A 23,410-nucleotide genomic window follows, 5' to 3' on the forward strand; every position below is an offset into this window, starting at 1 on the left:
CGCTGGCATTTTCCTGTCTGAAGCAGACTTAATCTGCCTGGCCCTGCGCCAGCCCAATCACCCGGGCAAACATCTCCCGTATTAACGGCGGGATGGCTTCCGGCCCGCGTTCCGCCGCCGATGTCGCCACAGCGATCGCCAGTTCTGGCTTGGAGCTCTGGTGAATCGCTTTGGTAATAATACGCCTGGAACTCATCGGAACGTTTAACGGCAGGTGCGCCATCTGATGATAGACATCCTGAAAACCCTGGTGATAGAGAAAATTCTCCATATCCAGTGCCGGTAACTGCGTCAGAAAACGCAGCTCAGGATCGCCGGGCTGTAACTGCGTGCGTGCCGTGCTGGCATATTTGTTACCCGCCTGATCGCCGTCTGTCAGCACATGCCAGGCGATGCCCATGCGACGGGCAAACTTCAGCAGCGGCTTTAAGCCCGACTGAGCAAACTCAATTACCTTCACCCCTTCAGCCGCAAAGTTGTAACCGCACTGCTGTGCCAGCTCATTCATAATCCAGACTTCGGTTTCCCCCTCCACCAGCAGCCAGCAACGGGCAAACAGCGCCGCAGGCCGGTTGACACGAATATGGAAGCCAATGCGCCGGCTCTCTTCGGCACTCAGCCCTTCTGGCCCGATGCGCCAGGCGGCCACGCGCGAGGGACCGCGTACCAGACGACAGACGTTCTCTACCGGCACCTGAGACAGAAGCTCAGCAGAATTGGTAGTGGCGATTTTTTGCAGCGGCAACAGCCTTAGCAGGTTCCACGCCACCGACAGCATAATCGGATGCAGCCGGGTTTCCGGATCTTCAATCAGCAGCAGCGGACGGGCATCAGCGGCCAGCGGGACGTCGCCTCGCGCCTCAATCAACAGGGTAAATATCTGCAGCAGAATCAGCTGACGGCTGCGGGAGTCGGTTCCGGCTATCAGCTGATTGAGATGATCCAACGCCCGCCATCCCTTTTCCCCGTCGCGTGTCTGCGGATCCCGTGACCTGAGTTCATTGCCCGCATCGGGCAACTGCACCAGAAAGTAGTGCTGCATCAGTTGCTGCATGGTCTTCAGCCCCTGTCGCAGCACCTCATCACTGAGCTGCTGGGGATGGTGCTCCAGATCGCGCGCCAGCGACGCCATGCCCGCCAGCACCTCAGGATGTGGAGTAGCCACAGGCGCACTGTTACGCGTCCGCTTACTAAAGCGCGCATCGCGCAGCCGCAGCACCGGATAGCGTTTCATCAACAGATCAATGGCCGCCGCGCAGTGCTGCTCTGGCAACAGCTGCGCGTTCACATCAACGAAACGCCGTCGGGTTTCGATGCCGCTGTCACGCCAGGCCGCGCTGACGCTGTAATAAAGCCGACGCTGGCCCTGAGCATCGCGCTGCCAGAATGTCGAGAGCACAGCATCCGGGTCGCTGCCATCATCGCGAAAATGAAATACGATTGACAGACGGCGCATGGGATCGGCCACATCACCTGGGGTGAAATGGAAATCAGCCTGGGTAAAAACATAAGCTGGTTCATTGGGCGAAAGTAACAGGCTCAGGGCATCCAGCAGGCTGGATTTGCCCCAGGCATTCTCACCAATCAGCAGATTAGTCCGGGTTAAAGGGAGTGAGAGCTTGTTGATGCCGCGGAAACCGCGAATATCGATATGTTCCAGAATCATAGGCGTCCGTCCTCAGGTTATAAACAGCATGGTTGCCGCCAGCGAACCGGTCAAGCTGCTATGGGGTTTACTCCGATACGCTTTTTCGCTAGCGTGTTGCCTCTTCCCCCATGGATGGCATTGATATGTACTCCGGACTTTTGATTATTCTGCTGCCGCTGATCGCCGGCTGGCTGTTGCCGTTCCGTAAAACCACTCTGCTGCGTCGGGTAAACCAGCTGTTAGGCTGGATGGTTTACGTCATTCTCTTCTTTATGGGCATCAGCCTGGCCTTTCTCGACAACCTCGGCAGTAACCTGCTGGCGATATTTCACACCGCACTCGTAGCGGCGTTCTGCATTCTGCTGTGCAACCTGCTGGCGCTGCGCGGACTGGAAAAGTATGCGCCCTGGCAGCATGCACACCGGCAGGAGAAACTGCCCTCGCGGCTGCATATGGCACTGGACTCCCTGAAGCTGTGCGGCGTCGTTGTCCTTGGTTTTCTGCTTGGCCTGAACCAGTGGCCGCTGTTGCATCACGCCTCAACCGCCAGCGAATATGCGCTGATTTTCCTGCTGTTTCTGGTGGGTATTCAGTTGCGCGGCAGTGGCATGACGCTGCGTCAGATCATCCTGAACCGTCGTGGCATGCTGGTGGCCGTTGTCGTGCTGCTCAGCGCGCTGCTCGGGGGCATGATTGCCGCGCTGGTGCTGGGCATGCCGTTAAAGACCGGTCTGGCGCTAGCCAGCGGCTTTGGCTGGTACTCCCTCTCCGGCATTCTGATGACCGAAGCCTTTGGCCCGGTCATCGGCAGTGCCGCCTTCTTCAACGACCTGGTACGTGAGCTGGTCGCCATCATGCTGATCCCGGCACTGATTGGTCGCCATCGTTCGAGTGCACTGGGTCTGTGTGGCGCCACCTCAATGGACTTTACCCTGCCGGTGCTGCAGCGGGCGGGCGGCAATGAGATTGTCCCTGCCGCCATTGTGCACGGTTTTGTCATGAGCCTGCTGGCCCCGATTCTGATCGCCCTCTTCTCTGCCTGAACCCGGTCTGATATGCGCTGAGCTCTGCCAGCGCATTTTTTCACGCCTGCTTTTCTGCCGTGTCGTCTACGCTTCTTTTTTCGGTTCTGGTCACGTCACTCCTCAGGGCGGGCCGACAAAGGAGAAGAGCATGAAACAAACCGTGGCGGCGCTGGTCGCCAAAACGCTGGAAAGCGCGGGCGTCAAACGCATCTGGGGTGTCACCGGGGACTCCCTTAACGGCCTGAGCGATAGCCTTAATCGCATGGGCACCATCGAGTGGATGCCGACACGACACGAAGAAGTCGCCGCCTTTGCGGCGGGCGCAGAAGCCCATATCAGCGGCGAACTGGCGATCTGCGCCGGTTCCTGTGGACCCGGCAATTTACATCTCATCAACGGTTTGTTCGACTGCCATCGCAATCGCGTCCCGGTTCTGGCGATTGCGGCGCATATCCCCTCGAGCGAAATCGGCAGCGGCTATTTCCAGGAAACCCATCCGCAGGAGCTGTTCCGCGAATGCAGCCACTACTGTGAGCTGGTCTCGAATCCTGAGCAGTTACCGCAGGTGCTGGGCATCGCGATGCGTAAAGCGATTCTGAATCGTGGCGTCTCGGTTGTGGTACTGCCAGGAGACGTGGCACTGAAACTGGCACCGGAAAGCGCCAGCACTGAGTGGTATCCGCCGCAGTTGCCGCAGGTCCTGCCACAGCCCGCCGAACTGGCCCGGCTGGCACAGACGCTGAACGAGGCCACTGACATTACGCTGCTGTGCGGCAGTGGCTGCGCCGGTGCACATCAGGAAGTGGTGGCGCTGGCCGAAGCGCTGAAAGCGCCGATTGTCCATGCGTTGCGTGGCAAAGAACACATCGAGTATGACAACCCTTATGATGTCGGCATGACCGGCCTGATCGGGTTCTCATCTGGTTTCCACGCCATGATGAATGCCGGGACGCTGGTGTTGCTTGGCACCCAGTTCCCCTATCGTGCCTTCTATCCGGAAAACGCTAAGATCATCCAGATCGATATCAATCCGGGTAGTCTCGGATCACACTGTCACGTTGATCAGGCCTATGTCGGTGATGTGAAAAGCACGCTGCAGGCATTGCTGCCGCAACTGACGCACAAAAGCGATCGCAGCCACCTCGACAGTGCAGTCAAGCACTACGTCGAGGCACGCAAAAGTCTGGATGAGCTGGCGCAGCCCAACGACAAGCAACCGATTCATCCGCAATATCTGGCACAGCAGATCAGCCATTACGCCAGCGACGACGCTATTTTTACCTGCGATGTCGGAACCCCGACCGTCTGGGCGGCGCGCTACCTGAAGATGAACGGCAAACGTCGCCTGCTGGGTTCGTTTAACCATGGCTCAATGGCGAACGCAATGCCACAGGCGCTGGGTGCGCAGTCGATCGATCGCAACCGTCAGGTCGTTGCGCTGTGCGGCGACGGCGGCTTCAGCATGCTGATGGGCGATTTTATCTCGCTGGCGCAGCTGAAAATGCCGGTAAAACTGGTGATCTTTAACAACAGCGTGCTGGGCTTTGTGGCGATGGAGATGAAGGCCGGGGGCTATCTCACCGACGGCACGGAGCTGGAAAATCCCGACTTTGCTGCTATCGCCCAGGCCTGCGGCATCCGTGGTATCCGGGTGGAAAAGGCGTCAGAACTGAATGGCGCGCTGGAGCAGGCATTTGCCCATGATGGTCCGGTACTGGTGGATGTTATTACGGCCAAAGAGGAGCTGGCTATGCCACCACAGATCAAAATGGAGCAGGCCAAAGGCTTCAGCCTCTACATGCTGCGCGCCATCATGAACGGTCGCGGTGATGAGGTGGTAGAACTGGCGAAAACCAACTGGCTGCGGTAAAACAGTGATTCCATCCAGGCGGGCGCGATGCCCGCCTTTTTTTTATCTTCCGCCACATTCAGGAGCATAAGGTGATCGATTTACGCAGTGATACCGTGACCCGGCCCAGCGCCGCCATGTTAAGCGCAATGATGTCAGCCGAAACCGGTGATGACGTCTACCGTGACGATCCCACCGTAAATGCGCTGGAGGCGGAAGCTGCACGGCTGAGCGGCAAAGCCGCGGCGCTGTTTTTCCCGACCGGCACCCAGGCCAACCTGGTGGCGTTGCTCAGCCACTGCGAGCGCGGCGATGAATATATCGTCGGTCAGCAGGCACACAACTACAAATATGAAGCGGGCGGTGCGGCGGTGCTGGGCAGCATTCAGCCGCAGCCGGTGCTGGCCGCCGATGATGGCACCCTGCCGCTCGATGTGGTGGCTGCGGCCATTAAGCCGGATGATATTCACTTTGCCCGCACCCGCCTGCTGAGTCTGGAGAACACCCATCACGGTAAAGTTTTGCCGCTGGCGTATCTGGAACAGGCGTGGACCTTTACCCGCGAGCATAAGCTGGCGCTGCATATTGATGGCGCGCGTATTTTCAATGCCGTGGTCGCACAGAAGATCACGCTGGCGGCGATTGCCCGCTACTGCGACTCCCTCACCCTCTGTCTCTCTAAAGGTCTGGGCACGCCCGTCGGTTCGCTGCTGTGTGGCGATACGGCGCTGATTGAGCGCGCCCGTCGCTGGCGTAAAATGACCGGCGGCGGTATGCGCCAGACCGGTATTCTGGCGGCGGCGGGTCTGTACGCGTTAGAACACAACGTGGCGCGACTGCAGGAAGATCATGACAATGCCGCCTGGCTGGGGCAGCAGCTGCATGAACTGGGCGTCAGCGTCATCGATCAGCAGACCAACATGCTGTTCGTGTCCGTGCCGGAAGCCCAGGTCAAACCATTAGGTGAGTGGATGAAGGCGCGCGGCGTGTTAATCAGCGTGGGAACACGCACCCGACTGGTCACCCATCTGGATGCTGATCGTGCGGCGCTGGAGCAGGTTGTCGCCCACTGGAAAGCGTTTCTGCAGCAGTAATCCGCTATTCCGCCGCACCATACTTCTCCAGTAGTGCGGCTGCTATCGCGGCGGTTTCGGCATCGGGCTGACCGCGATAATCCGCAGGCCGGAAATGCATCTGAAACGCGGCAATCACCTTCTGCTGCTCACGCACACTCATCCCCGCTGTCACCGCATAACCGTAGCGTTGCAGGCTTTCCATGAGTGGCTGCACGGGCACAAGGGCGTGCGGATCCTGCCCCGCTAAATAAAATTGCACCCGTCCGGCATCGGGCCAGGCACCGAGTCCCCGCTGTGCCAGCTGTTGCCAGGGGAACAGTGGACCGGGATCCTGCTTGCGCTGCGGCGCGATATCACTGTGACCAACAATGTTTTCTGGTGGGATGCCGTAACGCTGTGCAATATCCCGCACCAGCGCCTCCAGCGTGGTGATCTGCGCGGCGGTAAAGGGCTGCCATTCGAGGCCGGTCAGCGTCCGGCGATAACCCTTATTTACCAGCTCAATACCAATCGAGGTGTCATTGATGCGGATGGCTCCACGCCAGAAGCTGGGCCCTGCATGCCAGGCGAGTTGCTGCTCCGGCACCAGCTGCCAGATAACGCCTTTACCGGCACGTTGGGGCGGCTGGCGGGGAATCAGATAGTGGGCGCTGACTTCCCGATCGGTGAGGGTCGCCAGCGACGAAGAAAAATCTTCGGCGGTGTAGTGGACCACAATCACCTTCACCCGCGGCCGCGCACCCTGCGCCGGATGCCGCAGATCGGCCCAGTAGCCGTCACGGGATTCCATGCCAGAGTGACACCCCGCCAGCAGCAGTGCCAGCAGCATTAACAGCCCGCGTTTCAACGAATGATCACCGCCGTACCGCTGACGCTGACCATCAGCATGCTGCCATCTTTTCCGACCGTTTCGTAATCAATGTCGATACCGACCACTGCGTTGGCACCCAGCACTTTTGCCTGCGCTTCCAGCTCTTCAAACGCGATTTCCCGCGCTTTACGCAGCTCTTTCTCATACGCGCCGGAACGACCACCGACCACATCACGGATGCCCGCGAAAAAATCACGGAAGATGTTGGCACCCAGAATCGCTTCTCCGGTAACCACACCGCAATATTCACTGATGCTGTGACCTTCCAGCGTTGGGGTTGTTGAAAATTTCATCGCATTCTCCTTGTTGAAAACCGGGCTAAGGCTCTTTCGACTAAAAAGCACGGCTATACTCTATGCTAAAAAGGGCACCTTGCCAGAGAACCCTAAGGAAATCGAGATGAGAAACAACGCGTTTGCGCTAATGATCCCGGCGGCCCTGCTGCTCAGCGCCTGTACTACCGTTGAGCCAGTCATTAAGGATAATGGCCCGCGTACCGCCCCCTGTATTGAAGGCGGTCCTGACCAGGTAGCCCAGAAGTTTTACGACCTGCGTGTCGAACAGCCTACGCAGGGTCTGCCTGACAGCAATACCCTGGCAAAATATCGCCCTTACCTGAGTGATGCGCTTTATCACTCCCTGCAGGCGGCCAGCGGCAGCAATGCCGGTTCACAGTGGCGTAACGGCGATCTCTTCTCCAGCCTGTCACAGGGTCCGACGGCTGCCAGCGTCGCCGATGCTTCCACCATTCCGAACCGCGATGCACGCAACATCCCGCTGCGGGTCGATCTGAGCCGCGACGGCAAACAGTGGCAGGATGAAGTGCTGATGATCCACCAGGGCACCTGCTGGGTCGTTGACGACGTGCGCTACATGGCGAACCCTGCACATGCCGAAGGCGGCAGCCTGAGCCAGATGCTTGAAAAATCAAAAAAATAATTCAGATTCAACGGTTATGAGAAGCGCAGCCACCGCAGGTGACTGCGCTTTTTTATTGCCAAAGCCCGCCCTGCGGCCTTTGGCAGCAGCCAGACAGCACATGATATTGTGCTAAGCTTTTGCTGTTTACCTGCTGTTTTACAAATTTTAACCCACCTTAATTGCATAACTATTCTGGTGACGTTAAAATCCGCGACACTAATAGCTATTCAAATCTGGCGCATGAGTATTCAACTAAACGCAATAAACTGCTTCTACGGTGCTCATCAGGCGCTGTTCGACATCAACCTTGAGTGTCCGCAAGGCGAGACCCTGGTGCTGCTGGGCCCCAGCGGTGCGGGCAAGAGTTCGCTGCTGCGGGTGCTTAATCTGCTGGAGCAGCCACGTTCAGGTCAGTTGCAGATTGCCGGCAATCAGTTCGACTTCACGCAGAAACCGTCTGATGCCGCGATTCGCGAACTGCGTCAGAACGTCGGCATGGTGTTCCAGCAATATAATCTCTGGCCACATCTGACCGTGCTGCAGAATCTGATCGAAGCGCCCTGCCGGGTTCTGGGCCTCAGTAAAAGCGACGCCCGCGCCCGTGCCGATAAGCTGCTTGACCGACTGCGCCTGACGCCCTACAGCGATCGTTTTCCGCTGCACCTCTCCGGGGGGCAGCAGCAGCGTGTGGCGATTGCCCGCGCGCTGATGATGGAGCCGCAGGTGCTGCTGTTCGATGAGCCGACGGCCGCGCTGGACCCTGAAATTACCGCACAGATTGTCAGTATCATTCGCGAACTGGCGCAGACACGCATTACCCAGGTGATTGTGACCCATGAAGTGGAAGTGGCACGTAAAACGGCCAGCCGCGTTGTTTATATGGAGAACGGTCACATTGTGGAACAGGGCGATGCCAGCCGCTTTACACAGCCGCAAACCGAAGCGTTTGCTCACTATCTTTCGCACTAAGTCAGGATGCTAAAAATGAAAAAAATGGTACTTGCTGCACTGCTTGCCGGTTTTAGCCTGAGCGCTACCGCGGCACAAACGATTCGTTTTGCGACCGAAGCCTCTTATCCTCCTTTTGAGTTTGTGGATGCGGACAACAAGATTCAGGGCTTTGATGTCGATCTGGCCAACGCGCTGTGTAAAGAGATCGACGCGACCTGCACCTTCACCAATCAGGCGTTCGACAGCCTGATCCCAAGCCTGAAATTCCGTCGCTTTGATGCGGTGATGGCGGGCATGGATATCACGCCGGATCGTGAAAAACAGGTGCTGTTCACCAAGCCTTACTATGACAACTCGGCGCTATTTGTCGCCCAGAAAGGCAAAGTCGCCAGTGTAGAAGCCCTGAAAGGCAAGCGGGTTGGCGTGCAGAACGGCACCACTCACCAGAAATACCTGACGGATAAACACAGCGACATTACCATCGTGCCTTACGACAGCTATCAGAACGCGGTGCTGGATCTGAAAAACGGCCGTATTGATGCTGTCTTCGGTGACACCGCTGTGGTCAACGAGTGGCTGAAGCAGAATGCTGCGCTGGCTGCCGTCGGCGACAAAGTGACGGATAAAGCCTACTTTGGTACTGGCCTGGGCATTGCGGTACGCACCGGTAATACCGATCTGCAGACTAAATTCAATGGCGCGCTGGACAAGATCAAAGCAGACGGCACCTACAAAACCATCTACAGCAAATGGTTCCAGCAGTAATCACTGATGAATGAAATGATGACCCTCGCAAGTGCCGCCGGTATGACCGTCGGCCTTGCTGTTTGTGCCCTCATCGCTGGCCTGGTGCTGGCGATGATTTTCGCTGGCTGGGAGTCACTGCGCCTGAGACCGCTGGCGTGGATTGGCACCGGCCTGGTGACGCTGATCCGTGGCCTGCCGGAAATTCTGGTGGTGCTGTTTATCTATTTTGGCGCCTCACAGCTGCTGCTCACCCTCTCTGACGGTTTCACGCTGAACTTCGGGCTGTTTACGCTGCCGGTTCAGATGCAGATAGAGAACTTCGATGTCAGTCCGTTCCTGTGCGGTGTGATTGCGCTGGCGATGCTCTACGCCGCCTACGCCTCGCAGACACTGCGCGGCGCACTCAAAGCGGTGCCGGTAGGTCAGTGGGAGTCGGGCCAGGCGCTGGGCATGAAAAAGTCGGTCATCTTTCTCCGGCTGATTATGCCGCAGATGTGGCGTCACGCCCTGCCCGGTCTGGGTAATCAGTGGCTGGTGCTGCTGAAAGATACCGCGCTGGTTTCGCTAATCAGCGTCAATGACCTGATGCTGCAAACCAAAAGTATCGCCACCCGCACGCAGGAGCCGTTTACCTGGTTCCTGGTGGCGGCCGCGATCTACTTAGTAATTACGCTATTCAGCCAGGCGGTGTTACGTCGCATCGAACTGCGCACCACCCGCTTTGAACGGGGGAACAGCTAATGCTGGCCTATCTGCCTGAACTCCTGAAAGGGCTGCACACCAGCCTGACGCTGACGGCGGCCTCGCTGGTGGTGGCACTGCTACTCGCACTGCTCTTCACTGTGGTCCTGTCGCTCAAAACGCCAGTGCTGAATCCGCTGGTAAAAGGATTTATCACGCTGTTTACCGGTACGCCGCTGCTGGTGCAGATCTTCCTGATTTACTACGGTCCGGGACAGTTCCCCTCGATCCAGCAGATCCCCTGGCTGTGGCATTTACTGTCGCAGCCGTGGCTGTGCGCGATGCTGGCGCTCTCGCTGAACAGTGCGGCTTACACCACGCAGCTGTTTTACGGTGCGGTCCGGGCGATTCCCTCCGGACAGTGGCAATCGTGCGCGGCACTCGGCATGAGCCGCAAAGATACCCTGCGCATTCTGCTGCCTTATGCATTTAAACGCGCCCTCTCCTCCTACTCTAATGAAGTGGTGCTGGTGTTCAAAGGCACCTCGCTGGCCTACACCATCACCCTGATGGAGGTCATGGGCCACGGCCAGCTGCTTTATGGCCGCACCTACGACATCACGGTCTATGCCGCGGCGGGTCTGATTTATCTCTGCGTTAACGGTTTGCTGACGCTGATGATGCGACTGATCGAAAAGCGCGCCCTGGCCTTTGAACAGCGTAACTGATTCCCGGGCGAGGCTCCTCGCCCTTTTCGCCTGAAAAATCATACTAATTGCATAAAAATTCATTTTATGGCAGGGTATCGCCTTCTCTGGCTGACCACATCACAGGAATCATAAAATGAAAAAATGGATTATCGCTGCTGCGCTGGCTTCGCTGGCGGTGACCGCTCAGGCCGCGGAAACGATTCGCTTCGCCGCTTCAGCAACCTATCCGCCATTTGAATCTCTGGACAAAGAAAATAACCTCGTCGGATTCGATATCGATCTGGCTAAAGCGCTGTGCCAGCAGATGAAAGCAGAGTGTACCTTCACGAACAATGCCTTCGACAGCCTGATCCCCTCACTGAAGTTCCGCCGCTATGACGCTGTGATTTCTGGTATGGATATCACCACGGAACGCAGCAAGCAGGTCGATTTTACCCAGCCCTATTACGCTAATTCCGCCATTGTGATTGCGCAGAAAGGTAAGTTCAGCAGCTTCGGTGATTTGAAAGACAAACGCATAGGCGTTGAAAACGGCACTACCCACCAGAAATACCTGCAGGATAAGCATCCGGACGTGAAAGTGGTGGCGTATGACAGTTATCAGAATGCGATTCTGGATATGAAGAGTGGCCGGCTGGATGGCGTGTTTGGCGACAGCGCGGTAGTGAATCAGTGGCTGAAGACCAATCCGGATCTCGCGACGGTCGGTGAACATGTTACAGATGCAGATTACTTCGGCACCGGCCTGGGCATTGCTGTGCGTAAAGGTAATACGGCGCTGCGCGATCGGTTCAATCAGGCACTGACTGAACTGAAAGCCAACGGCAGCTGGCAGCAGCTCAATCAGAAATGGTTCCCGGAGTAACTTCGGGGATTACCGGACTCAGTGCTGACGGCGGGTTAACAGCGTCAGCACTTCAAAATGCGCGGTGTGCGGGAACATGTCGAACAGCTGTACCTTCGTGACCTCATAGTTATTCAGTTGGGCAATATCCTGCGCCATGGTCTGCGGATTACAGCTTGAATAGAGCAGATAATCCGGGGCCATCTGGCTGAGATAATCACACAGCGCCTCACCGATCCCACGGCGCGGCGGGTTCACCAGCACCAGCTGCGGCACCGCGTCACGTCCGGTCGCAAACGCCGTCGAATCCAGCGCCGCAAACTGCACGTTTTTCAGTCCCAGCATCTCAGCAGAACGCTGGGCGCATTTAATCGCCTCAGCACTGATCTCAATGCCGGTCAGCGCCATCTCCGGTGTCGCGCAGTGCAGGCCAAAACCGCCTACGCCGCAGAAGAGATCCCACATGCTGTTAACCGGCAGCGCACGCACCCAGTCGCGCGCGGTGGCATAGAGCGCGCTGGCAACCTGCGGATTGGTCTGAAAGAAGCTCTGTGGGCGGATCCACAGCGGCACGCCATTAAAGTTCTCTGCCAGCGACTGCGCAGGCGTCAGCGCAATCTCCTCCTCTCCCTCCAGAATCGCCATGTGCACCGGCTGAATGTTGGCAGAAATCACTACCAGCTGCGGTAACTGCTGTTGCAGCCACGGCAATGCCGCGCGCAGCTGTTCCAGTTTGGCGGTTGAGCGCAGGACAAAGCGCAGCATGATGCCGCCCTGCTGGCTTTCGGTAATCAGCAGGAATTTCAGTTCGCCGCGTTTGCGCGCCACGTTATAGGGCGTCAGCCCGGCACGGGCGATAAACGGTTTGAGCGCTGCAAACACCGGCTGGAAGCTGGCGGGATAGAGCGGGCAGTCGCAGAGATCGACAGGCTCACCATCACGGTGAACAAGACCCAGCACCGGACGCTCCACACTACCGCTGACCACCATTTTGGCTTTGTTACGGAATGCCTGCTGCAGTGATGTCACTGGCGGCAACCAGGACGCAACCGGCTGATCGGCGAGTAACTGTTCCAGCATCGACTGTTTGTCGCCTAGCTGAATGGGATAGGGTTTTTCCAGCCACTGACAGGAGCGGCAACGGTTAGCGTCATAAAGCGCGCAGTGCATGGTAGAGCCTTAACGATGGGGTCGGGCGGAGCGCGATTGTATCATCGCTTCCTGAAAAAAGCGCGACTGCTGGCAGGCAGAAACAGCAGCATCAGCACCACCAGATCGGGGATTTTCTGCGACAGGGTATGGTGGATAATCTGGGCGTTATTGTCGCCATCGATGCTGAAAATCTCCGGGTAAATCCCGCCCAGCGAGGCGAACAGCATATAGATCAGCACAACCCCCTGCGTGGCCACATAGCCCCAGCGGCCACGGTTACTGCCGCGCATCAGGGTAAAGGCGCAGCGCAGTTCGAACAGGAAGATCAGCTGGCTGGCGATAAAGATAAGCGTAGAGTCCCAGGACTGGGCGCTGCGGTGAACAAAGTTGGCGATTTCATTATAACCCAGCTCATTGGCCAGCATCAGTACGCTCAGGCAGCGGGTCGCAATAATGGCAATGCCCGCGACCGTCACCGGAACCGGTGCGTCTGAAAGCGTTGCACTGCTTTTGAAGATTTCTGACATAGTCCCTGACTCCACCTGATCGAAAAACGGGCCGGTTAAACCGGCCCGTTCATATAGTGGCAAAGGTTACGTATTTCAGCCACGTTTAGCTTTCTGAATATCGCTTAAACGCTGTTTTTCTTCGTGTGCCATGAATCGCCAGGCGATAAAACCGACTAAACCGACCACAAACAGGATCAGGGAAGCCAGCGCATTGATTTCCGGGTTCACGCCGCGGCGTACGGTAGCGAAGATCGCCATCGGCAGCGTGGTGGCGCCGGGCCCGGTCACAAAGCTGGCGATTACCAGATCGTCGAGTGACAGAGTAAACGCCAGCAGCCAGCCGGTGACAATTGCCGGCGCAATCATTGGCACGGTAATGACGAAAAAGACCTTCAGCGGCGTCGCGCCTAAATCCATCGCCGCCTCTTCGATTGAGCGGTCCAGTTCACGCAGACGCGAGTTAATCACCACCGCCACATAGGCGGTACAGAAGGTGACGTGCGCCAGCCAGATGGTCAGCATGCCGCGCTCACTTGGCCAGCCAAAAGCGTTGCCCATGGCCACAAACAGCAGCAGCAGCGACAGACCGGTGATCACATCGGGCATCACCAGCGGCGCCGTCAGCATAAAGGCAAAACCGTTGTGCCCACGGAAGCGACCAAAGCGCACGATGATGACCGCCGCCAGCGTGCCCAGCACCACCGCCATGGTGGCCGACAGCCCGGCAATGCTCAGACTCAGCAGCACCGCGTCAATCATCGCGCTGTCCTCAAACAGCACTTTGTACCAGTGGAATGAGAAGCTGTCCCACACCGTTACCAGCGGTGAGCTGTTGAAGGAGTAAACCACCAGCAGCAGCATCGGCGCATAAAGGAACAGGAAGCAGCAGACCAGAATGCCGGTACGCCAGGGCGAGCGAATAGTTGGCAAATTATTCATGCCTTCTCTCCCATTTCACGGTTTTGATGCTTATGGAACCAGATGATCGGCAGAATCAGGATCAGCAGAATAATCACCGCCAGCGCGGAAGCCACCGGCCAGTCGCGGTTGTTAAAAAACTCCTGCCACAGGATACGACCAATCATGATGCTGTCCGGCCCACCCAGCAGTTCAGGGATCACGTATTCCCCCACCGCCGGGATAAACACCAGCATCGACCCGGCAATAATGCCGCCTTTGGTCAGCGGCACAATCACGCTGAAAAAGGTCTTCAGCGGACGCGCACCCAGATCCAGTGAGGCTTCCACCAGCGAGTAGTCGATACGGGTCAGCGCGGTGTAGATTGGCAGCACCATGAAGGGCAGATAGCAGTAGACGATACCGATATAGACCGCGGTGTTGGTGTAAAGAATAACCAGCGGATGATCAATTACGCCCAGCCACAGCAGGAAGCGGTTCAGAATACCGTTGTTGTTCAGCAGCCCCATCCAGGCGTAGACGCGCACCAGAAACGAGGTCCACGACGGCAAAATCACCAGCAGCAGCAGGATGGTGCGCATCGAGGGTTTACTGTGCGCCACGGCCCAGGCGAGCGGATAGCCAATCAGCAGACAGATCACGGTCGAGATCGCCGCCACTTTCAGCGACTGCAGATAGGCATCGACGTAGAGCGGATCGTCGGTCAGCGTCAGGTAGTTGCCGAAGTTGAGCACGATGCTGAACTGATCATCTGCCCAGCTCACCAGTTCGGTGTAGGGCGGGATAGCCCGCGCAATGTCCGCAAAGCTGATCTTCAGTACCGTCAGAAACGGTAACAGAAACAACAGCACCAGCCAGACATAAGGCAGAGCAATGACCAGCTTGCGGCCATGCTGCATTTTTACCCGCGTGGCCCAGCGTTGCAGCGGCGTGCCGACCAGTCGGGCGGGCGCTTTGGCGCGTTGAAAAATCTGGCTCATAGCCGCTCCTTAAACCGTCAACACCACGCAACTGTCGCTTTCCCAGCAGAGACGGACTTCATCCCCCCATGTCGGCAACCCTTTGCGGTAGCGATGCGCGTTTTGCAACTGTGCGCTGATCATCTGTCCGCTGTGCAGACGGACATGGAAGATAGAGAGATCGCCGAGATAGGCGATGTGGACCACTTCACCCACCGCAAAGTTACAGCCATTGGCCGGCACCTCATCACACAACATCACTTTTTCCGGACGCAGCGCGACATGCACCGGTACGTTATCCACCACAGAGACATCGGAATCGACTTTCAGCGGATGCATCAGGCCGGGGCTGTCGATTACCAGGCCATCTGCCTGACGTTCACGCAGCAAACCTTCGAAGACGTTAACCGAACCGATAAACTCGGCGCTGTAGCGGCTGGTCGGATGCTCGTAGATCTCCTCCGGCTCGCCAATCTGCACGAACTTACCGCGATTCATAATCGCGATACGGCCCGCCATCGTCATTGCCTCTTCCTGGTCGTGCGTCACCATCACGCAGGTCGCGCCCACACGCTCCAGAATATCAACCACTTCCAGCTGCATCCTGTCGCGCAGCTTCTTATCCAGTGCGCCCATCGGCTCATCCAGCAGCAGCAGTTTTGGCCGTTTCGCCAGGCTACGTGCCAGCGCCACGCGCTGACGCTGACCACCGGAGAGCTGATGCGGTTTGCGTTTCGCAAACTCCTGCATATGCACCAGCGCCAGCATTTCGGCGACGCGGCTGGTGATCTCCCCTTTCGGCAGCCGATCCTGCTTCAGACCAAAGGCGATATTCTGCTCCACCGTCATGTGCGGGAACAGCGCGTAGGACTGGAACATCATATTGATCGGACGCTGATAGGGAGCAACGTGCGACAGATCCTGTCCATCCAGCACAATCTGGCCGCTGGTGGGCGGCTCAAAACCGGCCAGCATACGCAGCAGCGTGGATTTGCCGCAGCCCGATGCGCCCAGCAGAGCGAAGATTTCACCTTTATAAATGGTCAGACTGACATCATCCACGGCGTGCTGGCCGTCAAAGGATTTGGTCAGATTGCGGATCTCCAGCAGCGGCGTTAAGGCCTTTGCGGTTTTATGTTGAGGGCGGGGAATGGCATCGTTCACAAAGGGTTCTCTCCGGAGCCAGGCGGAACATGGCGGCAAAATCCGCCGCTAAAAATGGCACAACAGAGGCCGACACTGCGCCTCTGTTGCTGATGCGTGACAGGTCAATCCGTTAAGGACGAATTACTTACCACTTTTTACTTTAGTCCATGCGCGCGTACGCACACGATCCAGTTTCGGATCCTGGACTTTCAGCACGAACAATTTCGACATCGCTTCTGGCGTCGGGAAGATACCCGGGTTGTTGCGGACGTCGGCATTGATCAGCGGCAGCGACGCTTTGTTGCCGTTGGCGTAATTCATTTTGTTGGAGACATCAGCGATCACTTTCGGATCCATGATGTAGTTCAGCCAGGCGTAGGCACCGTCGAGGTTTTTGGCATCCTTAGGAATTGCCATCATATCGAAGAAGGCCAGCGCCCCCTCTTTCGGCACGCTGTAGCCCAGATGCACACCATTTTTCGCTGCATCGGCACGGTTTTTCGCCTGCAGAATATCGCCCGACCAGCCGATGGCGACGCAGATGTTACCGTTAGCCAAATCGTTAATGTACTGCGACGAATGGAAGTAGCGGATATTCGGACGCAGTTTCAGCAGCAGGTCGGTCGCCGCGCCGGAATACTCTTTGGCATCAGAGGTATTCGGGTCTTTGCCCAGATAGTTGAGCACGGTGGCGAAGATCTCTTCTGGCGCATCCAGGAAGGAGACGCCACAGCTTTTCAGCTTCTCCAGATTTTCCGGCTTCAGTACCAGATCCCAGCTGTTGACCGGCGCATCAGCGCCCAGTGCGGCTTTAACCTTGTCGATGTTGTAACCGATACCGGTGGTGCCCCAAAGATAAGGAATGGCATATTTGTTACCCGGGTCGTGCTGCGCCACTTTTTCCATCAGCGCCGGATCGAGATTTTTATAGTTAGGCAGTTTGCTTTTGTCCAGCGGCTGGAATACCCCGGACTGCAGCTGACGCGCCAGGAAGCTGGAGGATGGCACCACGACATCGTAGCCGGTGCTGCCCGCCATCAGTTTGCCTTCCAGCACTTCGTTGGAGTCAAACACATCGTAGACCACTTTAATGCCGGACTGCTTTTCAAAGTTTGGCACGGTATCTGGCGAAATATAATCGGACCAGTTGTAGACGTGCAGCGTTTTATCTTCCGCCATACTGGTGGCCGACGCGGCCATCAGCGCAGCAGCTACTACAGCTGACAGCCATTTCTGACGTGAGTTGAACATATTTTTCCATCCTCCTGAGCGGGTCATTTCAACGCTGCAAACCTGAGATCCCTGCATTGCGTTCTGTACAAGACGTCAGTGACACAATGAATCATTATTCAGCGGGAGTTTAATAGCAAAATCCTATAGCTGGGACGCAGTTACACGTCTGTTACAGCCCCGCAAGCATAGCCCCCCCGGTCAGGCTTCACCAGACCCCAGCGTAAAAAACGCCTGAAACCGATATTTTATGCATGTTTGAGCTATGAGGTTCGGCTTTGATGGCATAAACCACGACAAATATCTGGCGGTAAAGGGCAAAGTGCAGAATAAAAAAAGGGGGCGGCAAATCGCGGGCATAAAAAAGCCGTCTCAGGGACGGCTTAGTGGGCGACCATGTCGGGCTTAGTGCAGCACAGAATGAACGCTGGTCACCGCAACGTGCTCTTCTTCTTCACCCACAATCAGCAGATTATTGGCAAAGGCTTCCAGGATGACCATGGAGATTTGCTCTTCACTCTGTTTCATAAAGTGTGAGAACTGACCAAAGGTTAATCCGGCGGTAGTGGTCATTGACTGACAGACAATGAGCTTCGGCAGATTATCATCCTGAATGTCGATAAAGGCTTTCACCGTCAGTGAACTGGCATTAATTTGCGACAGATCGCCAACCAGTGGAATCAGCGCCGTCGGCTTCACTTCAGCCAGCGCCGAAAACAGAATGACGTTGTCGACCAGATCGATTTTGGCGTCAAACACCCCATCGAAGTTTTGCATGTGCGGCAGATGAAGTGCCTGACAGGCATCGCATTCGAACCAGGTGATATTTTGCTGATCCAGCCAGCGACGCAGCAGGTCGATATCCGGAACGACAAGAGAATCCATCGTAAAATCCCAGTGGGGTGATAAACAGGCGACTTAGCTTACGGAAAAATGCGCGGCGATGCCACGAAAACTGCTGAAAAGCGCGTGTCAGCCAGCGGTTTTAGGACGGAGCCCGGGGATGGCCTGCTGCTCAATCCGCTGAATCATCAGCGCGGCAATGTTAAGGCCGCTGCTGGTTTCGATGCCTTCCAGACCGGGCGAGGCGTTCACTTCCATCACCAGCGGACCGCGATGAGCGCGCAGAATATCGACACCGGCGACTTCCAGCCCGAGCGTGGCCGCTGCTTGCACGGCGATCTGCCGCTCCTGAGGCGTGATGACCACCGGATACGCTTTACCGCCGCGATGCAGATTAGAGCGGAAATCGCCCTCTTTCGCCACCCGCTCTATTGCTGCCACCACCTGATTGCCGATCACCAGACAGCGAATATCTCGTCCCTGTGCTTCTTTAATAAACTCCTGCACCAGAATGTGGGCGTTCAGGCCGCGAAAAGCATCGATGACGCTCTCCGCCGCCTGACGCGTTTCCGCCAGTACCACACCGATGCCCTGCGTGCCTTCCACCAGCTTAACCACCAGCGGCGCGCCGCCCACCATGGCGATCAGATCGTCAGTGTCATCGGGTGAAGAGGCAAAGCCGGTGACCGGCATGTCGATGCCTTCCCGTGCCAGCAGCTGCAGCGAGCGCAATTTATCCCGGGTGCGGGTTATGGCGGCGGACTCATTCAGCGGAAAGCTGCCGCACATCTCAAACTGTCGCAGCACTGCCGTGCCATAGAAAGTAATGGCGTTGCCGATTCGCGGAATAACGGCGTCGAAATGGCCCAGCGGTTCACCACAATAGTGAACCGCCGGTGAGGCGGGATTGATATTCATATAGCAGGAGAGCGGATCGATGATTTGCACCTCGTGGCCGCGCGCGGCGGCCTCGTCACGCAATCGTCGGCTGGAGTAGAGCGTCTCATCGCGCGACAAAATGGCTATCTTCATCGCAGCTCTCCCTTGATGGATTAACGCGTGGCCCAGCCCTGCTGATGCAGATAGTCGAGCATAAACGGACGCGTCTCTTTAACGATCAGCCGCTGAATCAGCTCGCTCCAGGTTTCGCTACGCTGGTTGCTGTCGCGCTGCTGATAATAGAGTTCTGTGCGGCTGTCGTATTCTGCCAGCACTGCCGGATCCAGTGGCTGATAGCGGTTTTCATGCACCAGCATCGCATGCGGCATACGCGGTTTGACGTCCGGCTTTGACTCCGGATGCCCCAGGCAGAAACCAAACAGCGGCAGCACAAATTTTGGCAGGCCCAGCAGCTCGGTCACTTCCGCAATGCTGTTACGAATGCCGCCGATAAAGACGCCGCCCAGATCCAGCGATTCCGCTGCGACCATCGCGTTCTGTCCCATCAGCGCGGTGTCGACGCAGCCCAGCAGCAACTGCTCGGCACGTCCCAGTTGCGCATCCGGGCAAATCTGCAGGTGGCGATTAAAATCAGCGCAGAAAACCCAGAACTCAGGCGCATCCGCGACCCACGTCTGTCCGCCCGTCAGCGTCACCAGCTTGTCACGCAGCGCTTTGTCGGTGATACGGATAATAGAAGAACACTGTAAAAAGCTGGATGTGGACGCCGATTGCGCCGCATTAATAATCGCTTCACGCTGGGCTTCGCTGACCGGCTGGTCAGTAAAGGCGCGGATTGAACGGTGGCTGCACAGTAAATCAATGGTCGGTGTCATAAAGTCTCCAGCAACATTATCTTTTTTTATCAATCTGATTAAACAGCTGTGGCGCGATAGCTTTCGCGGTGCGCCACATCAATAGCCAGGCAGCAGGCAGCATCAGCACCACGCCGGCGATGAACAGCACGGTAGCCAGCGTTCTGGCATCAGCCTTGTCTGGCAGCGGCAGCCAGTGGTTGATCAGCAGCAGCGCACCCAGAATTAACAGGCCGCCAGCCGCCTCCAGCACCAGGATAAACCGGGGTAATCTGGCCACACTCTGCATCACTTCCTCCTGCCTTTGCGGCTTACTGAGCGTCAATTATGGCCAACAACCCAAAAATTGCGCGGGTTACACGGGCTGCCGTTGTGAAAAAGCTCTTGTTTCAGACGCTTCCTGAACGGCGGCAATAGCGTGCGGGCATCAGACTAACAGGCAAATCCTGCTTTCCTTAAGCGATACGAGCGGGCATGATGGTTGCTATTCTCTGTTTGATTATGTGATACGCATCACATAATAGTCGCTGCAAGGAGTTCTCAATGATTGCTGTTATTTTTGGTCGTCCGGGCTGTCCCTACTGTGTCCGTGCCCATGAACTGGCCGACAAACTGACCGCGGAGCGCGATGACTTTAGCTATCAGTATGTTGATATTAATGCAGAAGGCATTACTAAAGCCGATCTGGAAGCCAGCGCCGGTAAACCGGTCAGTACCGTGCCACAGATTTTCGTGGACGAAAAACATATTGGTGGCTACACCGAGTTTGCGGCCTGGACCAAAGAGAATCTGGGATTTGTCGCGTAAGCGCAGATAACCGGAATGAAAAAGGCGAGGCAGGATTTTCCTGTCTCGCCTTTTTGCTCTCTGGCTGATGCCAGCCATCCGGCACCGTTTAGTTGAGCGACGCCATCACAATCTGCATTAACCGTACCAGCAACGCCCCGCAGCCTGCCCAGAACAGCGCACTGAGACTCCATGCGATGGCAAACAGTCCGCTGCTGTGAATAAACAGGCTGTTATTGAGCAGCAGTGCTGCCAGCAACGTTCCCCAGAGCCCCATCAGCAGCGTGCTTTTTAACGGGCTTTCCACCTGCATCAACGCCATCACAATACCAGGTAACATAAAGAGCAGTAATTCGGGCTGACCACGAAGCGGGCCGGGACCGACCTGCCAGAAGTGACAGGTAAAAACAAACACCAGACTGTACATCACCACGCCGCACAGGCGGGTAGTCCAGAGATAAGAACGCTGCGGCATACCACCCCACTGATTAAAAGTAACCCCGACAATAACCTGCTGATATCCCTGATGCGTTCTGGTGGAAATAAAAATAAACAGTTCGTTGTGGCAACGAATGAAAACAGCCAATGGCTGTGAAAGATATTTGTGATTAGAATAGCGCCGCGATAACGGTTCCATTTGCAGTGTTGATACAACAGCACCTCAACGGCTTGCTCACGATAGCGAAAAACAGGCCACTCTTCAACAGGTTACACGTAAACAAGAAGTTAAACAGTGAATATTAACGTCGCAGGATTGTTAAGCGGAAATGACATTTTGTTATTATTTGTCGTTTTAGCGCTCGGCCTCTGTCTGGGCAAGTTGCGTCTTGGCTCAGTTCAGCTGGGAAATTCGATTGGCGTATTAGTAGTTTCGCTCTTATTAGGGCAGCAGCACTTCGCGATCAATACCGATGCATTGAGTCTGGGCTTTATGCTGTTTATTTTTTGTGTTGGTGTTGAAGCGGGTCCCAACTTTTTTTCTATTTTCTTTCGCGACGGCAAAAACTATTTCATGCTCGCCATCGTCATGGTGGTCAGCGCGCTGTTGCTGGCACTGGGGCTGGGTAAACTCTTTGGCTGGGATATTGGTCTTACCGCCGGCATGCTGGCCGGGTCGATGACCTCAACCCCTGTGCTGGTCGGGGCGGGTGATACCCTGCGGCAAAGCATCAGCGATCCAAAGCAGCTTGGATTGATGCAGGATCAGCTGAGCCTCGGTTATGCCGTGACCTATCTGATCGGCCTGGTCAGTCTTATTTTCGGCGCACGCTACCTGCCCCGTCTGCAACATCAGGATCTGCCGACCTGTGCGCAGCAGATTGCCCGGGAACGCGGTCTTGATGCGGACAGCCAGCGTAAAGTCTTTCTGCCGGTGATCCGCGCCTATCGCGTGGGCCCGGAACTGGTGGCGTGGAGCGGCGGCAAAAACCTGCGCGAGCTGGGTATCTATCGTCAGACAGGTTGTTACATTGAGCGTATCCGCCGCAACGGTATTCTCGCCAGTCCCGATGGGGATGCGGTGCTGCAGCTTGGTGATGATATCTCGCTCGTCGGCTATCCCGATGCACATGCCCGGCTCGACCCCAGCTTCCGTAACGGCAAAGAGGTGTTTGACCGCGATCTGCTGGATATGCGCATCGTCACCGAAGAGATCGTCGTGAAGAACCATAACGCAGTAAACAAACGCCTCAGCAAGTTAAACCTTACCGATCACGGCTGCTTCCTGAACCGCGTAATACGCAGTCAGATTGAGATGCCGATCGACGACAGCATCATGCTCAACAAAGGTGATGTGCTGCAGGTCAGCGGCGAGGCGCGACGGGTAAAAAGCGTGGCAGATCGCATCGGCTTTATCGCGATTCACAGTCAGATGACCGATCTCCTGGCCTTCTGTGCCTTCTTTATCGTGGGTCTGATGATTGGTCTGATTACGTTCCAGTTCAGCAATTTCAGTTTTGGTATCGGTAACGCGGCGGGTCTGCTCTTCGCCGGTATCATGCTCGGCTTCCTGCGCGCCAACCATCCGACCTTTGGCTATATTCCGCAAGGCGCGCTTACCATGGTGAAAGAGTTTGGCCTGATGGTATTTATGGCGGGTGTAGGATTAAGCGCCGGCAGCGGGATTAATCACGGCCTGAGCAGCGACGGTGCGCTGATGCTGTTGTGCGGTCTGCTGGTGAGCCTGATTCCGGTGATCATCTGCTATCTGTTTGGTGCCTATGTGTTGCGGATGAACCGCGCTCTGCTGTTTGGGGCCATCATGGGCGCGCGAACCTGCGCACCGGCTATGGAGATCATCAGCGATACGGCACGCAGTAATATTCCGGCGCTGGGCTATGCCGGAACCTATGCGATCGCTAACGTGTTACTGACGCTGGCGGGGACGCTGATTGTGATTATCTGGCCGATACTGCCCCTATAAAATTTTTTTGCTGACGTCCAGAACTTTATTGTTAAGCGATAGTCATAATAAGTGCCACTGCTTTTCTTTGAAATCCCCAAATTGTGGAGCCCGCTGGTCTTTTTCCCGGCGGGTTTTTTTATGCCTTTTTTCGTCCCATCCCGCGCTTCCATACCGGAATCAACTCTCAAACCGTCATAAAACTTAAACAGTTGTGCAACTCATCATGAGATTAAGAGCCTTTCCATAGACGAACTGGCCGACAAAAAGCAGGATAGCGCTCTGATAAGTTAGCAAATTGTGCTGCTTGATTGGTTGGGCGCGCTGTCGCTGAACGTTTATTTGCCGCTGTTATCGAGCCTGGGTGACCGGATGTTACCTGACGCTGA

At 56.3% G+C, this 23,410-nt stretch carries 25 protein-coding genes; 11 read left to right on the forward strand and 14 right to left on the reverse strand.

All coding sequences use genetic code 11. The features are described from left to right. Positions 1 to 28: 28 nt before the first annotated feature. A complete protein-coding gene (locus K6R05_RS12665; protein ID WP_222924274.1) occupies positions 29 to 1,666 on the reverse strand; it encodes an ATP-dependent nuclease in 1,638 nt (545 codons plus the stop codon). Positions 1,667 to 1,791: 125 nt separating this feature from the next. Between K6R05_RS12665 and K6R05_RS12670 the strand changes: the two genes are divergently transcribed. From K6R05_RS12670 to ltaE, 3 genes are all read left to right on the forward strand, one after another. Further along, on the forward strand, positions 1,792 to 2,691 hold the full coding sequence (locus tag K6R05_RS12670; RefSeq protein ID WP_222924275.1) for a LysO family transporter: 900 nt from the start codon (positions 1,792 to 1,794) through the stop codon (positions 2,689 to 2,691). A gap of 130 nt (positions 2,692 to 2,821) precedes the next feature. Further along, complete coding sequence (poxB, locus tag K6R05_RS12675) at positions 2,822 to 4,543, forward strand: ubiquinone-dependent pyruvate dehydrogenase (RefSeq protein ID WP_222924276.1); 1,722 nt, start codon at positions 2,822 to 2,824, stop codon at positions 4,541 to 4,543. Positions 4,544 to 4,614: 71 nt separating this feature from the next. Further along, positions 4,615 to 5,616, forward strand: a complete 1,002-nt coding sequence (gene ltaE, locus K6R05_RS12680) for a low-specificity L-threonine aldolase (protein WP_161734250.1) — start codon at positions 4,615 to 4,617, stop codon at positions 5,614 to 5,616. 4 nt (positions 5,617 to 5,620) lie between these two features. Here the strand turns inward: ltaE and K6R05_RS12685 are convergent, their stop codons facing one another. Both K6R05_RS12685 and K6R05_RS12690 read right to left on the reverse strand, forming a co-directional pair. Next, complete coding sequence (locus K6R05_RS12685; RefSeq protein ID WP_222924277.1) at positions 5,621 to 6,445, reverse strand: N-acetylmuramoyl-L-alanine amidase; 825 nt, start codon at positions 6,443 to 6,445, stop codon at positions 5,621 to 5,623. Beyond that, positions 6,442 to 6,762 (reverse strand): heavy metal-binding domain-containing protein, encoded by a 321-nt coding sequence (locus K6R05_RS12690; protein ID WP_222924278.1) that lies wholly within the window; start codon positions 6,760 to 6,762, stop codon positions 6,442 to 6,444. Before K6R05_RS12690 ends, K6R05_RS12685 begins: the two co-directional genes overlap by 4 nt. 106 nt (positions 6,763 to 6,868) lie before the next feature. Here K6R05_RS12690 and K6R05_RS12695 point away from each other — a divergent pair, with 106 nt between their 5' ends. The 6 genes from K6R05_RS12695 (at position 6,869) to K6R05_RS12720 (ending at position 11,344) form a co-directional block, all read left to right on the forward strand. After that, the gene (locus tag K6R05_RS12695; protein ID WP_135909545.1) at positions 6,869 to 7,408 is read left to right on the forward strand and encodes a lipoprotein; all 540 of its coding nucleotides are present in this window, start codon (positions 6,869 to 6,871) and stop codon (positions 7,406 to 7,408) included. A 222-nt stretch (positions 7,409 to 7,630) separates the two neighbouring features. Next, positions 7,631 to 8,359, forward strand: coding sequence for an arginine ABC transporter ATP-binding protein ArtP (artP, locus tag K6R05_RS12700; RefSeq protein WP_013357289.1), 729 nt, complete (start codon positions 7,631 to 7,633; stop codon positions 8,357 to 8,359). A gap of 15 nt (positions 8,360 to 8,374) precedes the next feature. Then, positions 8,375 to 9,106, forward strand: coding sequence for an arginine ABC transporter substrate-binding protein (gene artJ, locus K6R05_RS12705; protein WP_033732083.1), 732 nt, complete (start codon positions 8,375 to 8,377; stop codon positions 9,104 to 9,106). Between the two features lie 6 nt (positions 9,107 to 9,112). Next, entirely contained in the window at positions 9,113 to 9,829 is a 717-nt protein-coding gene (gene artQ / locus K6R05_RS12710) for an arginine ABC transporter permease ArtQ (protein ID WP_161734258.1), read from the forward strand. Beyond that, positions 9,829 to 10,497 carry an arginine ABC transporter permease ArtM gene (gene artM, locus K6R05_RS12715; protein ID WP_161734260.1) on the forward strand — a complete coding sequence of 223 codons (669 nt, stop codon included), beginning with the start codon at positions 9,829 to 9,831 and terminating at the stop codon, positions 10,495 to 10,497. The genes artQ and artM overlap by 1 nt, the downstream gene beginning before the upstream one ends. A gap of 115 nt (positions 10,498 to 10,612) precedes the next feature. Beyond that, the gene (locus K6R05_RS12720; RefSeq protein WP_222924279.1) at positions 10,613 to 11,344 is read left to right on the forward strand and encodes an arginine ABC transporter substrate-binding protein; all 732 of its coding nucleotides are present in this window, start codon (positions 10,613 to 10,615) and stop codon (positions 11,342 to 11,344) included. 18 nt (positions 11,345 to 11,362) lie between these two features. Here K6R05_RS12720 and rlmC read toward each other — a convergent pair whose 3' ends face one another. From rlmC to K6R05_RS12770, 10 genes are all read right to left on the reverse strand, one after another. Next, positions 11,363 to 12,493, reverse strand: a complete 1,131-nt coding sequence (gene rlmC, locus K6R05_RS12725) for a 23S rRNA (uracil(747)-C(5))-methyltransferase RlmC (RefSeq protein WP_222924280.1) — start codon at positions 12,491 to 12,493, stop codon at positions 11,363 to 11,365. 41 nt (positions 12,494 to 12,534) lie between these two features. After that, positions 12,535 to 13,002 carry a YbjO family protein gene (locus tag K6R05_RS12730; protein ID WP_222924281.1) on the reverse strand — a complete coding sequence of 156 codons (468 nt, stop codon included), beginning with the start codon at positions 13,000 to 13,002 and terminating at the stop codon, positions 12,535 to 12,537. A gap of 75 nt (positions 13,003 to 13,077) precedes the next feature. Continuing rightward, complete coding sequence (gene potI, locus K6R05_RS12735) at positions 13,078 to 13,923, reverse strand: putrescine ABC transporter permease PotI (protein WP_013357282.1); 846 nt, start codon at positions 13,921 to 13,923, stop codon at positions 13,078 to 13,080. Further along, complete coding sequence (potH, locus tag K6R05_RS12740; RefSeq protein ID WP_161734268.1) at positions 13,920 to 14,882, reverse strand: putrescine ABC transporter permease PotH; 963 nt, start codon at positions 14,880 to 14,882, stop codon at positions 13,920 to 13,922. Before potH ends, potI begins: the two co-directional genes overlap by 4 nt. Before the next feature lie 9 nt (positions 14,883 to 14,891). After that, a complete protein-coding gene (gene potG, locus K6R05_RS12745; protein WP_161734270.1) occupies positions 14,892 to 16,025 on the reverse strand; it encodes a putrescine ABC transporter ATP-binding subunit PotG in 1,134 nt (377 codons plus the stop codon). Between the two features lie 123 nt (positions 16,026 to 16,148). Beyond that, positions 16,149 to 17,258 carry a spermidine/putrescine ABC transporter substrate-binding protein PotF gene (potF, locus tag K6R05_RS12750; protein WP_161734272.1) on the reverse strand — a complete coding sequence of 370 codons (1,110 nt, stop codon included), beginning with the start codon at positions 17,256 to 17,258 and terminating at the stop codon, positions 16,149 to 16,151. A 384-nt stretch (positions 17,259 to 17,642) separates the two neighbouring features. After that, entirely contained in the window at positions 17,643 to 18,122 is a 480-nt protein-coding gene (locus K6R05_RS12755; RefSeq protein ID WP_161734274.1) for a YbjN domain-containing protein, read from the reverse strand. Positions 18,123 to 18,209: 87 nt separating this feature from the next. After that, positions 18,210 to 19,112 (reverse strand): 30S ribosomal protein S6--L-glutamate ligase, encoded by a 903-nt coding sequence (rimK, locus tag K6R05_RS12760; protein WP_222924282.1) that lies wholly within the window; start codon positions 19,110 to 19,112, stop codon positions 18,210 to 18,212. A 20-nt stretch (positions 19,113 to 19,132) separates the two neighbouring features. Further along, positions 19,133 to 19,855 (reverse strand): oxygen-insensitive NADPH nitroreductase, encoded by a 723-nt coding sequence (gene nfsA / locus K6R05_RS12765; protein ID WP_161734278.1) that lies wholly within the window; start codon positions 19,853 to 19,855, stop codon positions 19,133 to 19,135. Between the two features lie 16 nt (positions 19,856 to 19,871). Then, complete coding sequence (locus K6R05_RS12770) at positions 19,872 to 20,123, reverse strand: DUF1418 family protein (RefSeq protein ID WP_161734280.1); 252 nt, start codon at positions 20,121 to 20,123, stop codon at positions 19,872 to 19,874. A gap of 254 nt (positions 20,124 to 20,377) precedes the next feature. Between K6R05_RS12770 and K6R05_RS12775 the strand changes: the two genes are divergently transcribed. After that, the gene (locus K6R05_RS12775; protein WP_003849263.1) at positions 20,378 to 20,641 is read left to right on the forward strand and encodes a GrxA family glutaredoxin; all 264 of its coding nucleotides are present in this window, start codon (positions 20,378 to 20,380) and stop codon (positions 20,639 to 20,641) included. An 88-nt stretch (positions 20,642 to 20,729) separates the two neighbouring features. On the opposite strand, the gene ybjM is transcribed toward K6R05_RS12775, so the two are convergent. Then, positions 20,730 to 21,095 (reverse strand): inner membrane protein YbjM, encoded by a 366-nt coding sequence (gene ybjM / locus K6R05_RS12780; protein WP_161734282.1) that lies wholly within the window; start codon positions 21,093 to 21,095, stop codon positions 20,730 to 20,732. 258 nt (positions 21,096 to 21,353) lie between these two features. On the opposite strand from ybjM, the gene K6R05_RS12785 reads away from it, so the two are divergent. Next, complete coding sequence (locus tag K6R05_RS12785; RefSeq protein ID WP_013357276.1) at positions 21,354 to 23,042, forward strand: aspartate:alanine antiporter; 1,689 nt, start codon at positions 21,354 to 21,356, stop codon at positions 23,040 to 23,042. Positions 23,043 to 23,410: the final 368 nt, after the last annotated feature.

The organism is Pantoea alfalfae (genome assembly GCF_019880205.1).
Lineage (GTDB): Bacteria > Pseudomonadota > Gammaproteobacteria > Enterobacterales > Enterobacteriaceae > Pantoea > Pantoea alfalfae.

What these genes read in the sequence shown, in the direction of transcription:
- K6R05_RS12665 (WP_222924274.1), bottom strand. Translation starts at nt 1,666, where the DNA reads ATGATTCTGGAACATATCGATATTCGCGGTTTCCGCGGCATCAACAAG.
- K6R05_RS12670 (WP_222924275.1), top strand. Translation starts at nt 1,792, where the DNA reads ATGTACTCCGGACTTTTGATTATTCTGCTGCCGCTGATCGCCGGCTGG.
- poxB (WP_222924276.1), top strand. Translation starts at nt 2,822, where the DNA reads ATGAAACAAACCGTGGCGGCGCTGGTCGCCAAAACGCTGGAAAGCGCG.
- K6R05_RS12690 (WP_222924278.1), bottom strand. Translation starts at nt 6,762, where the DNA reads ATGAAATTTTCAACAACCCCAACGCTGGAAGGTCACAGCATCAGTGAA.
- K6R05_RS12695 (WP_135909545.1), top strand. Translation starts at nt 6,869, where the DNA reads ATGAGAAACAACGCGTTTGCGCTAATGATCCCGGCGGCCCTGCTGCTC.
- artP (WP_013357289.1), top strand. Translation starts at nt 7,631, where the DNA reads ATGAGTATTCAACTAAACGCAATAAACTGCTTCTACGGTGCTCATCAG.
- artJ (WP_033732083.1), top strand. Translation starts at nt 8,375, where the DNA reads ATGAAAAAAATGGTACTTGCTGCACTGCTTGCCGGTTTTAGCCTGAGC.
- artQ (WP_161734258.1), top strand. Translation starts at nt 9,113, where the DNA reads ATGAATGAAATGATGACCCTCGCAAGTGCCGCCGGTATGACCGTCGGC.
- artM (WP_161734260.1), top strand. Translation starts at nt 9,829, where the DNA reads ATGCTGGCCTATCTGCCTGAACTCCTGAAAGGGCTGCACACCAGCCTG.
- K6R05_RS12720 (WP_222924279.1), top strand. Translation starts at nt 10,613, where the DNA reads ATGAAAAAATGGATTATCGCTGCTGCGCTGGCTTCGCTGGCGGTGACC.
- rlmC (WP_222924280.1), bottom strand. Translation starts at nt 12,493, where the DNA reads ATGCACTGCGCGCTTTATGACGCTAACCGTTGCCGCTCCTGTCAGTGG.
- K6R05_RS12730 (WP_222924281.1), bottom strand. Translation starts at nt 13,002, where the DNA reads ATGTCAGAAATCTTCAAAAGCAGTGCAACGCTTTCAGACGCACCGGTT.
- potI (WP_013357282.1), bottom strand. Translation starts at nt 13,923, where the DNA reads ATGAATAATTTGCCAACTATTCGCTCGCCCTGGCGTACCGGCATTCTG.
- potH (WP_161734268.1), bottom strand. Translation starts at nt 14,882, where the DNA reads ATGAGCCAGATTTTTCAACGCGCCAAAGCGCCCGCCCGACTGGTCGGC.
- potF (WP_161734272.1), bottom strand. Translation starts at nt 17,258, where the DNA reads ATGTTCAACTCACGTCAGAAATGGCTGTCAGCTGTAGTAGCTGCTGCG.
- K6R05_RS12755 (WP_161734274.1), bottom strand. Translation starts at nt 18,122, where the DNA reads ATGGATTCTCTTGTCGTTCCGGATATCGACCTGCTGCGTCGCTGGCTG.
- rimK (WP_222924282.1), bottom strand. Translation starts at nt 19,112, where the DNA reads ATGAAGATAGCCATTTTGTCGCGCGATGAGACGCTCTACTCCAGCCGA.
- nfsA (WP_161734278.1), bottom strand. Translation starts at nt 19,855, where the DNA reads ATGACACCGACCATTGATTTACTGTGCAGCCACCGTTCAATCCGCGCC.
- K6R05_RS12770 (WP_161734280.1), bottom strand. Translation starts at nt 20,123, where the DNA reads ATGCAGAGTGTGGCCAGATTACCCCGGTTTATCCTGGTGCTGGAGGCG.
- K6R05_RS12775 (WP_003849263.1), top strand. Translation starts at nt 20,378, where the DNA reads ATGATTGCTGTTATTTTTGGTCGTCCGGGCTGTCCCTACTGTGTCCGT.
- ybjM (WP_161734282.1), bottom strand. Translation starts at nt 21,095, where the DNA reads ATGCCGCAGCGTTCTTATCTCTGGACTACCCGCCTGTGCGGCGTGGTG.